The sequence below is a fragment of the Streptomyces sp. P5F9 genome (genome assembly GCF_057961495.1).
The window spans coordinates 1-9,492 of sequence record NZ_JBXVPZ010000387.1 but is presented as its reverse complement, the minus strand read 5'-3'; the positions used below and the strand labels follow the sequence as shown (position 1 = coordinate 9,492).

General features: G+C 71.2%; 12 protein-coding genes and 1 pseudogene. 4 read left to right on the top strand and 9 right to left on the bottom strand.

The annotated features are described in order from the left end of the window. From AC31A1_RS39470 to AC31A1_RS39455, 4 genes are all read right to left on the bottom strand, one after another. A partial coding sequence (locus AC31A1_RS39470) for an RNA polymerase sigma factor (protein WP_489657901.1) occupies positions 1 to 852 on the bottom strand: 852 nt, incomplete at its 3' end. Positions 853 to 1,054: 202 nt separating this feature from the next. After that, positions 1,055 to 2,464 carry a carotenoid oxygenase family protein gene (locus AC31A1_RS39465; RefSeq protein ID WP_489657900.1) on the bottom strand — a complete coding sequence of 470 codons (1,410 nt, stop codon included), beginning with the start codon at positions 2,462 to 2,464 and terminating at the stop codon, positions 1,055 to 1,057. Between the two features lie 170 nt (positions 2,465 to 2,634). Further along, on the bottom strand, positions 2,635 to 3,327 hold the full coding sequence (locus AC31A1_RS39460; protein WP_489657899.1) for an alpha/beta fold hydrolase: 693 nt from the start codon (positions 3,325 to 3,327) through the stop codon (positions 2,635 to 2,637). A gap of 105 nt (positions 3,328 to 3,432) precedes the next feature. Then, positions 3,433 to 4,032, bottom strand: a complete 600-nt coding sequence (locus AC31A1_RS39455) for a hypothetical protein (protein ID WP_489657898.1) — start codon at positions 4,030 to 4,032, stop codon at positions 3,433 to 3,435. 188 nt (positions 4,033 to 4,220) lie between these two features. Here AC31A1_RS39455 and AC31A1_RS39450 point away from each other — a divergent pair, with 188 nt between their 5' ends. After that, a complete protein-coding gene (locus AC31A1_RS39450; protein ID WP_489657897.1) occupies positions 4,221 to 4,904 on the top strand; it encodes a DUF998 domain-containing protein in 684 nt (227 codons plus the stop codon). Further along, a complete protein-coding gene (locus AC31A1_RS39445; RefSeq protein WP_489657896.1) occupies positions 4,901 to 5,569 on the top strand; it encodes a TetR/AcrR family transcriptional regulator in 669 nt (222 codons plus the stop codon). The genes AC31A1_RS39450 and AC31A1_RS39445 overlap by 4 nt, the downstream gene beginning before the upstream one ends. 52 nt (positions 5,570 to 5,621) lie before the next feature. Here the strand turns inward: AC31A1_RS39445 and AC31A1_RS39440 are convergent. Beyond that, positions 5,622 to 6,142 (bottom strand): annotated as a pseudogene (locus AC31A1_RS39440) (GTP-binding protein); the annotation flags it as partial. 366 nt (positions 6,143 to 6,508) lie between these two features. Beyond that, positions 6,509 to 6,859 carry an ArsR/SmtB family transcription factor gene (locus AC31A1_RS39435; RefSeq protein WP_489657895.1) on the bottom strand — a complete coding sequence of 117 codons (351 nt, stop codon included), beginning with the start codon at positions 6,857 to 6,859 and terminating at the stop codon, positions 6,509 to 6,511. A gap of 214 nt (positions 6,860 to 7,073) precedes the next feature. On the opposite strand from AC31A1_RS39435, the gene AC31A1_RS39430 reads away from it, so the two are divergent. Both AC31A1_RS39430 and AC31A1_RS39425 read left to right on the top strand, forming a co-directional pair. Further along, a complete protein-coding gene (locus tag AC31A1_RS39430) occupies positions 7,074 to 7,262 on the top strand; it encodes a hypothetical protein (protein ID WP_489657894.1) in 189 nt (62 codons plus the stop codon). Positions 7,263 to 7,646: 384 nt separating this feature from the next. Then, positions 7,647 to 7,796: a hypothetical protein gene (locus tag AC31A1_RS39425; protein WP_489657893.1), complete on the top strand. Its 150-nt coding sequence runs from the start codon at positions 7,647 to 7,649 to the stop codon at positions 7,794 to 7,796. Positions 7,797 to 8,114: 318 nt separating this feature from the next. Here AC31A1_RS39425 and AC31A1_RS39420 read toward each other — a convergent pair whose 3' ends face one another. Genes AC31A1_RS39420 through AC31A1_RS39410 form a run of 3 tightly spaced genes read right to left on the bottom strand, consistent with a single transcriptional unit; the run spans position 8,115 to position 9,443 of the window. After that, entirely contained in the window at positions 8,115 to 8,528 is a 414-nt protein-coding gene (locus AC31A1_RS39420) for an STAS domain-containing protein (protein WP_489657892.1), read from the bottom strand. A gap of 34 nt (positions 8,529 to 8,562) precedes the next feature. Then, a complete protein-coding gene (locus tag AC31A1_RS39415; protein WP_489657891.1) occupies positions 8,563 to 9,000 on the bottom strand; it encodes an ATP-binding protein in 438 nt (145 codons plus the stop codon). Next, complete coding sequence (locus AC31A1_RS39410) at positions 9,000 to 9,443, bottom strand: pyridoxamine 5'-phosphate oxidase family protein (RefSeq protein WP_489657890.1); 444 nt, start codon at positions 9,441 to 9,443, stop codon at positions 9,000 to 9,002. The genes AC31A1_RS39415 and AC31A1_RS39410 overlap by 1 nt, the downstream gene beginning before the upstream one ends. Between the last annotated feature and the right edge of the window lie 49 nt (positions 9,444 to 9,492).

Sequence of the window (9,492 nt, the reverse complement as noted above, 5' to 3'; positions counted from 1 at the left end):
GGGGTTGGAGATACCGGCGGGGTTGACGGCCTCCATCTCCCAGATGGCGATGTCCCGGCTGGCCACGACATGGCGCAAGTGCTGGGTCACGCCCTTGTCCCGGGTGCTCCGCATCGCCGGGAAGGGATGGAGGCGTCCGCCCTCCTTGTTGAGGACGCCGACCAGTTCGGTCTCCGCAGGCCACAACTCCAGGATCTCCGGGGGCAGTTGGCCGCGCATGGCGCCGTCCAGCGTGACCTCGGCCTCCTGCCGGCTGTCCTCGGTGAGCGCGGAGGCGTCGTCGTGGCCCCCGGCCGCGGTCGACAGCAGGACCTTGGCCATCTTCGCCCGGGCCTGGTTGAGCCGACTGCGCACGGTGCCCACCGGCACCTCGCAGACCTCGGCGATCTCCTGGTACGAGGTGATCCCGCTGAAGTGCCGCAGCATCAGCACCAGCCGCTGCTGCTGCGGCAGTTCCTCCACCGCGTCCCAGATCCAGTCCCGCATCGCGTGCTGCTCGACGACCCGCTCCGGGTGCGAGGGCTCGTCGTCCCGCACCCGCAACTGCTCCAGCGCGTCGAGCCCGGGCAGCTCCCGCACGGCCCGCAGCTTCATCCGCGCCGCGTTGCGCACGATCGCCCGCAACCACGCCCCTACGGCGGCGGGCTCCCGCACGTCACCGATGCGCCGCAGCGCGGTCAACGCGGCATCCTGTACGGCGTCCTCGGCGTCGGGGCCGTAGCCGAGAAGGCTCAACGCGACGGCACGCATGGGTGCCTGATGGCGCGTCAGCAACAGGCCCAGGGCATCGGACTCGCCTGCCTGGGCCCTGAGGGTGAGTTCCTCATCCGTGGGACGGTCGAGGGGCACCATGAAGCCTCCATGCGCACACATCACAAACCCTGGGCCACTGCGGGGAGTTGGGCTCATGCTCCGGGGACCCCACTTCTCCCACCCGCCGATGAACAGGAGATGGACCCCGCGTGGCGGACCGAGGGGACCCTTGTCGAGGAAGATACGCCGCTACGGCTCCTCGCCGGGCCCCCTCGACCGGGTTGGTCGACCCGCCCTCGTGTCAGGCCTGTTCGGCGGACCCGGGCTCGGGCAGCCAGCTGCCGTGGAAGCCGGACGGGACGGAGTACGGCAGTTCCACGACCGCCTGCACGGAGAGGTCGGTGGCGTCGAGGACGAGGAGTTCACCGGCCGCCCCGTCGTCGTCCGAGACGAGCGACAGGAGCCAGCCCGCGTCCTCGTCGGTGCCGTCCGACGCCGGTACGAAGACGGCCTCGCCGGAGTAGCGGCTGCCGGGCGTCTTGTGGACGTCCCCGGTCTGGCGCTCCAGGTCGTGCTTGGCGATGCCCTCGCCGTTGACCGTGTAGAGGTAGCGGTTCCGGCGCCCGGTGAGGGTCTCGTTGTGGGTGGGGAACTCGGCCTCGCGGTCGTCCAGTTGGGACTCGAAGACCCGGCCGGCCACCGGGTCCAGGATCCACCGGTGCAGGACGGAGGGGGCCTGGGTGTGCCCCGGTTCCCGCACCCCGACCTGACCGTTCGCCGCGCTGGGGACGCTCGGCGTGCCCGGCCCGGTGGGTCCGCCGATGTCGCCCCAGACTTTCCGGAACCCGGCGTCGTCGTAGCGCACCGCGTCCAGCACCACACGCCCCTGCGCGTCCTCGTAGGCGTTGCCCACATGGAAGACGTAGCAGGGGTCGACGTCGAACCACTGCACATCGGTGGAACCGTGCTCGCGGGACATGATCCCGATCCGCGCGCCGTACGCCTCGGCCCACCGGTACGGCATGCCGCCGCGCCCGGCCAGGGTGTGGTCGAAGACGACGGGCAGGTCCATCCACACGATGTGGTGCTCGGTGATGGCGAAGTCGTGCATCATCGTCGGCCCGGGAACGTCGATCGGCCGGCTGTCGAGCAGCTCGCCCTCCGGGGTGACCCGGTGATAAGTGAGGTAGGGCGGCGCGAACCCGGTCCCGAACAGGTGCAGTTCACCGGTGACCGGGTCCTCCTTGGGATGCGCGGTCATCGCGGTGGTCAGCTTCCCGCCGAAGTCGTACGGCCCGACGGTCTCCAGCTCCGGGGTGACCCAGTAGGGCAGGCCCACCTCGCACAGGGCGAGGACGGTGTCGGCGTGCCGGATCACATGGGTGTTGGCGGGCACCGCGGCGAGGTCGACGCTGAAGTCCTCGCGGACGAAGGGGTGGCCCTCCAACTCCCGCGTCCTGACCCACCTGTTGCGGTACCACTCGGCGCGTCCGCCGCGCAGCCGGATGCCGTGCAGCATGCCGGGGCCGGTGAACCAGTGACCCCGGTCCTCGCCGGGCAGGGGGTTGGGGCCGTTGCGCAGGTAGCGGCCGTCCAGGTCGGGCGGGAGGGTGCCCCGCACGGTGAGTTCGGCCGCGGTGTACTCCTCGGGGACCGGCGCGAAGCGGCCCTGGAGGTAGAGGGGGACGGGTGTCTCGTTCTCGGTCGTCATGCTGCTTTCCTTGAAGGTTCTGTGGCTCCGTGCACCCGAACGCCCTTGGTGCGGGGCGGAGTTGGCCGCGGCGGCGGACGCTGATGGCGCGCGTCCGCCGCCGCGGTGGTGGCAGTGCTGAGCGCCGCGGCCGCCACGGCTGTCGGCTGTCGGCTGTCCGTGGAAAGGGCTCAGGCGGTGGTGCCCGACGCCGCCTTCTTGATGAACGCGGCGACCTCGGCGGGCCTGGACACGTACACGGCGTGGCTGCCGCCGGTCTCCGTCACGGTCGCGCCGGCCCGCTCGGCCATGAGGCGCTGGGCGGGCGGCGGGATCATGCGGTCATCGGTGGCGACGAGGTAGAAACTGGGCTTGGTCTGCCAGGCGGGCTCGGTGACCGCGCCCGCCAACGCGTCCACGCCCCACGGCACTTGGGAGTCCGCGAGGAACTGGGCGTCGGCGGCGGGCAGGTCCCCGGCGAAGGACGCGGCGAACTTCTCCCGGTCGAGGAAGAGGAAGCCGTCGACGGGCGGCAGGATCGGCGGGACCGGAGCGCCGGGCGGCGGGTCGGCGATGAGGGTGTTCACCGACTCGCCCTTGTCGGGCGCGAACGCCGTGACGTACACGAGCGTCGACACCTTCTCGTGGGTGCCGGCCTCGGTGATCACCGCGCCGCCGTAGGAGTGTCCGACGAGTACGGTCGGGCCGTCCTGGGCGTCGAGGACCCGTTTGGTCGTGGCGACGTCGCCTTCGAGGGACAGCGTGGGGTTCTGGACGACGCTCACGTGGTAGCCGTCGGCGCGGAGCGCGTCGTAGACGCCCCGCCAGCCCGATCCGTCGACGAATCCGCCGTGCACGAGGACGACGTTCTTTGCGATGCTCACGATGCGCCAACTCCTTCGTGGGGTACGTGCTTTGGTGCTGATCCGTGGGGTGGGTGAGTGCTTTGGTGCCGAGAGGTCAGGCAGGTCGCGGGACGGGAACGGCCGTCACCGAACGGCCCGCACCGACGGCTGGGTCTGCGCCGGGTCCTGGGCCAGTGCCATGAGGCGGGCCTGGGCGCGGGCGGGATAGACCTTCGTGAAGACGGCGGGGGCGACCAGTCCGACGACGTGGGCGGTGATGCCGACCCAGGCCGGGGCGTCCACCGCGCCTGCGATGGCCAGGCTGACGGCGATGAAGGTGAAGCCGGCTCCCCAGGCGCTGGTGATGTGGTTGTTGACCTGGACGAACTCCGGCATGTCCCAGTACTCGCGGGGGGTCTGCCGCTTGGCGATGCCCAGCGTGAAGGGGCTCCGGACCACCAGACTCCCCCAGGCGGTGCCTGCCAGCCAGACGAAGGAGATGACGTCGGTGTGGCCGGCCAGCGACGAGTCCGGCCTGACGACGGAGACGGCGCCGATCACCACGAAGTAGGCGAGGGTGCTGATCTCCAGCACCAGCGCATCGAAGCCGACCCCGCGGCGACGGTCGTTCAGCATCATCAGCAGCCCCGTGACGAGACCGCCGAGCGCGCCCCAGCGCCAGTCGAAGGACGAGAGGACGCCGGCGACGATCCAGGGGGCGAATCCGGGCAGATAAGCCAACATTGATTGTTTCCTCGGTGGATGGGAGTGGACGCCGACTAGATGCACGGCGGCCCTCGAAGTTCGAACCCTGCAATGTGATGCCGATCACATGGGCGGCGGGCATCCATGACCATTAACCGGATGAATCTATCCACTTAATGTAGGGTGGTGAGCATGACCTGTCGAGAGGAGCCGTGATGGGAGTTCCGATGTCAGGCAAGATCTGGCGTCCGCTGGGGGCCGCCGTCCTGGTGCTGAACGCGGTGCAGTGGGTGGTGTCCGAGGCGGTCGCCGCGGCCGCCTGGACCAACCCCGTCTACAGCTACGCCACGAACTACATCAGCGACCTGGGCGTCACGGACTGCGGCACGACATTCCAGGACCGCACCATCTGTTCGCCGGATCACGCGCTGATGAACACGTCGTTCATCGTCCAGGGCATCCTGTTCGCCTCCGGGGTGATCCTGCTGGCGGTGCCCCTGCTCACGGGCCGCGTACGCCGCGTGGTCATCGCCCTGGCAGGAGCGCACGCGGTGGGCTTCCTGCTGGTCGGCCTGTTCCACGGCTCCGCGGACGGCCCGGGCTACGGTCTGGGGCTGCACGTCGGGGGCGCGTCGGTCGCCATCCCGTGCGCGAACACGATCGTGATCATGGCGGGTTCGCTGAAGAGCCTCCAACTGCCGCGCGCGTACCGCGTGTTCAGCATCGCGGTCGGCGTCCTGGGCCTGCTGAGCGAGGCGGGCGTGGGCGTCTCGACGAGCACGGCCGGCATCTTCGAGCGGGGCGGTGTCTACTCATGGCTGCTGTGGAGCGTCGTGACCGGCGTATCGCTCCTGGTCGGGCAGGCGCGCCGGGCCACCGAGGCGAAGATGCCGGAGAATGTCCCGGCGTGAGCCCGGATACCCCGCACCAACGCCCGCTGCGAGCGGACGCGGAACGCAACCGCCGCCTGATCATGACGACGGCCGACCGCCTGTTCGCCCGGCGGGGGGCCACGGTGCCCCTCAACGAGATCGCCCGCGAGGCCGGGATCGGCGTAGGCACGGTCTACCGCCGCTTCCCGGACCTCCAGTCCCTGGTGGACGCCCTGTTCACGGAACGCTTCACACTGTTCCTGGACCTGGCCGCCAGGGCCGCGGAACTGCCGGACCCGGCCCGGGCGCTACGGCACTACCTGCTGGCGGCGGCACAGTGGCGCTCCGAGGACCGCGCCTTGGAGGTCATCCTGGCCAACGCGAGCGTCGACACGGGCCCCGTCGCCCGCACCCGCGACCAACTGGGCCGCCTCGTCGACGGCCTCGCGGAACGAGCGGTGGCCGCGGGCGCCGTCCGCAAGGACTTCGCGAGCGCCGACGTGTACGCCTTCCTGTACATGATCGGCGCGGTCGCCGACCGCACGCACGCCGTCGCCCCGGACGCCTGGCGCCGTTATGCGGAGGTGTTGATGGTGGGGTTCGGTCTGGAGCCGTCGGCGGCGGAGCACACGTCGGCGCTGACGGACGACCAACTGCTGGACAGCTGGCCGAAGCCGGTGGGCGAGCGGGGACAGCAGGGGTAACGCGGGCTGAGACGCACTCGGAGCGTCGAACGAGCCTCACGGCCACGGCCCGCTCGGCGGTGTGCAGCACCATCGAGCCGATGTCGTTGACGGCGAACTCACCGGGGTCCCTCTCCCGGGCCAGGCCGTGGGTGAGGTCGATGCGGTGCGGGAGTTGCCGTACGACGACTTTGACCGTACGGGTGCCGTGTTTGAGCAGCACGCGCGAACTGACGTGCAGCGGACGCTCGTTGAGATGACAGAGTGGCCCTGACGTCCTGCGTGGTGGCCGGTGCCTGCGCGCTGGGGGCGTCGATACCGGTGATCGTGCGCGGACGGTTCCACCACGGTGTCGCCGGCCAGCGCCGAGATGGGGATCGCGGTGATCTCCGGGACGCGCAGCAGCGCGGCGATCGCGGCGTGGCGCCGGGTCTGTTCGACGACACCGTTGCGCGCGTCTACGAGGATCACCGCCAGCTCGGCGGTGGAGGCGCCGGTGACCATGTTGCGGGTGTACTGCACATGGCCGGGGGTGTCGGCGAGGATGAACCGGCGCCGGGGCGTGGCGAAGTAGCGGTACGCCACGTCGATCGATGTGTTCGCAGCCTCCCGCCGTTGCACCAATGCCGAACTCGGAGAGTTCGGCCGCCGTCACGCACGAGCAGCACCGGGCGACGGTTCTGACCGAGCGGACGCGAGCTCCGAGCCGCCGAACTCCCTGGCAGCGGGCCGCTGTTCGCCCTCCGGTTCGGGCGGGGCGGGCTCGGCCGTCCGCCCGGTGTCCCGGATCTTGCGCAACGGGCCCATGAGCCCTCCCTGGCACGGTGAGGCCTTGTCCGCGGGTGTCCGACCGGCCACCCGCGAGCGGGGATACGGCACTTGGGGGCAAAGGCGGCCGTCTCCCGGTGCCGTAGAGCGCTGTCCAGCTCTCGGGAGACGGCCACCGATCGGGGGCCTCCGCTACGACGGCGGTTTGGCCTGCGTCCTGGCGGCCTGCAGGTCGGCGAGGAGTTCGGCCTGCCCGGCGAGCACCCCGGACAGGATGCCGCGGGCGACCCGGAGCAGTTCGGCGATGTCAGGGCTGGTCAGCGAGTAGTACACGGTGGAACCCGCTCTGCGGGTCACCACCAGGTTCGCCCGCCGCAGCACCGCCAGCTGCTGGGAAAGGTGGGCCGCCTCGATGCCCACCTCGGGCAGCATCTCCGCCACCGCGTGCTCGCGCTCGCTCAGCAGCTCCAGCACCCGGATGCGGGCCGGATGGCCGAGCGTCTTGAAGAACTCGGCCTTCAGTTGGTACAGCGGCGTACTCATCGTGTCGTCGCCTCCCCGGTGCGGCAGTACGGCCGTACCCGACCGTCCTCGGCGCATCGCATCCACCCACTCGTCACACACATGCGGCCCATCCTCGCCTGCGGCACCGGCCATACCGAATCCGCGCGCGAGAACGAGCTGCCCGAAATCGATGGTAACAACCTCAGCAATTGCTAAGATTAGCAACTCCATACGTCGGGTGAGGGAGGCTTGCGTGAGAATCATTCCGCTGCGCGGCCCGGGCGTCGCCTGGTACAAGTGCCCGGCCTGCCGCCTCAAGTGCCGCCCCACCGCCGTTGGCCCGGAGGGCTCCTGCCCGCGGTGCGGGCACGGCCACATGATGCGACTGTCCTTCGGCGGCCGGACCACAGCGGCCACGCCGGACGGCGGCGAGCGAAGCTGACCGGCGCACGGCAAGCGGACCCAAAGGGAGTGCGGCATGGGTGACTGGGCCGTCCCGTCCGGCAGCGGGATCCGCTTCGAGTGGGGGCCCGCCGGAGCGGGCCGTCTCGCCAGGGAGGCCGCCCGGCCGTCGTCGACGTGCTGTCCTTCACTCCGACGGTGAGCGTCGCCGTCGAAGCGGGCATCCGGGTGCTGCCGTTCTGCCCTGCCGGACGGTTCTGCCGCCCCTGCCGAGCGGGCGGCAGAGAAGGCAGCCACCGTCCATGCCCGGCAGTCGGGCGCTCGGCCGGGCGTGCCACGGCATCCCGTCCCACCTGACAGTCCCTGACAGCCCCCGGCCGTCTCCCCTGCCCACCTGCGCCGCGCCTCCTTCGTCGAACGCCTGGTGCTGCCCTCTCCCAACGGTGCGGCCATCGCGGCGACCGCACCGCCGCGGGTGCGGGTGGTGGTCGCCGCCTGTCTGCGCAACATCACCGCGGTCGGCAGCCGGCTCACGGCCGACGGCTACGGCACGGCCGGCAGCAGGTGGCCGTGATCGCCGCGGGGCGAGCGGTGGCCGGACGGCAGCCCGCGTCCCGCGCTGGAAGACCGGCTCTGCGCCGGCGCCCTCATCTCCGACCTGCACCACCAGGGGGCGGGACCGCTGTCCCCCGAAGCACCCACGGCAAAAGCGGCCTGCGAGGGCGCTGCCGACCTCGTTCGCGGTCGCCACCGGTGCGTCGGGCCGCGAGCCGGCCGCTGCCGGCTTCTCCGAGGACGTGGCCATCGCCACGGAGGAGGACCTCTCCGTCGTCGTCCCGGTACGTGATCCCGGCAGCCTTCACCGTCGGCTGACCCCGGTGACCCGGGCGGGTCATTCGCCGGCGTCGTCTCCGCTCGGCCAGCCCGTCGTCCGCCACTCGTGGCGGCCCCTGGGCGGCTTGCCGTGCCGTGCGCCGTGCGCGGCGAGCGCGCCGGCCAGATCGGCGTGCACGGGGATGGGCGGGCAGTCCCCGTCGGGGACGAGGGAGCCGTCGGCGGGGATCGCGGCCAGTTCCAGGCTGCGGCCCGCTGCGGCGAGACGCCGCGCGGCCTCGGTGATCGCCAGCTGTCCTTCGGCCGACCAGGCACGCAATCCGGTCAGGTCGACGACGACCGGGCCCGTCCCGCGTCCCACCGCCCAGCCGACGGCCCCCTCGAAGCGGCGAACGGCGTCCGGGCCCAGATATCCGGAGACGGACAGGACGCCGAGTTCCTGCTCGACGGTGTAGCGCCACTCGATGGTCATGTCGTCAACTTCCTTGTGCAGTCGGCCTGTTGGGTCAGAGTGGGAGAGCTCGGAGGGGGAGGGTGACCCAGATGCTCTTGCCCTTGCCGTCGGCGTCGCCCCTGACAACGGCGGTGCCGGACAGGCCGAGGGTGAGTTCCATGACGGTGGCCAGCCCGCCCCCCGCGTCGGTGAACGACGCGTACAGCGGCGGCTGGTAGGGATGGCGATCGTGCACGGCGAAGGCCAGGCAGTCCGCGCCTGCCGCGTAGATCACCGTCACCTGGGGGGAGAGCGCGGCGGCGTGCCGGACGCTGTTGGTGACCAGTTCACCGAGTATCAGCAGGGCCGGGCCGACCGCGGGGTGGCGCAGGCTGATCCCCCACTCGGTCAGCGCCCGTTCGGCGGTCTGCCGGGACAGCCGGACGGCGGACGGCTCGGTGGGCAGGGTGAGCACGTGCCGGTGGGGCAGGGCTTCGAGCCGCGTGCCCATCAACTCGCCGTCCCGCGGGCCGGCCGGAAGGCGGAGACAGCCTGGGGATGGATTCGGACGACCGTGTCATGGGGGCCGTACGTCCAGCCGGTGAGCGTAGGGCGGACGGGGGCACCTCCCATGCCTTTCGGGCTATGGGGGAAGGCGGCCTCGTTCGGATCGGTGATCACCTCGGCGGGCCCGGCCACCGTCACCGTCCAGCCCGTGGCACTCGCCGCCCGGACCTCGTCCACCTGGTACGTCGCCGTCAGCGGGATGGCTGCCGCCTGCACCGGAGCGCGCACCACCAAGCAGCCGTACTTCCAGGTGTGCCGGCCGGGCCGGATGACGGTCACCTCCCGCTGCGGGTACACCAACCGCCCCAGGGCGCTGCCCTCCGACAACCACAGGGCTTCGGCACCGGATACCTCGACCATGCACAGGGCTGCGGGCACAGTGCTCATCGGACGGTTTCCTCTGCTTCCTCGCTGGGGGGCGGGGGCGACTGGGCAG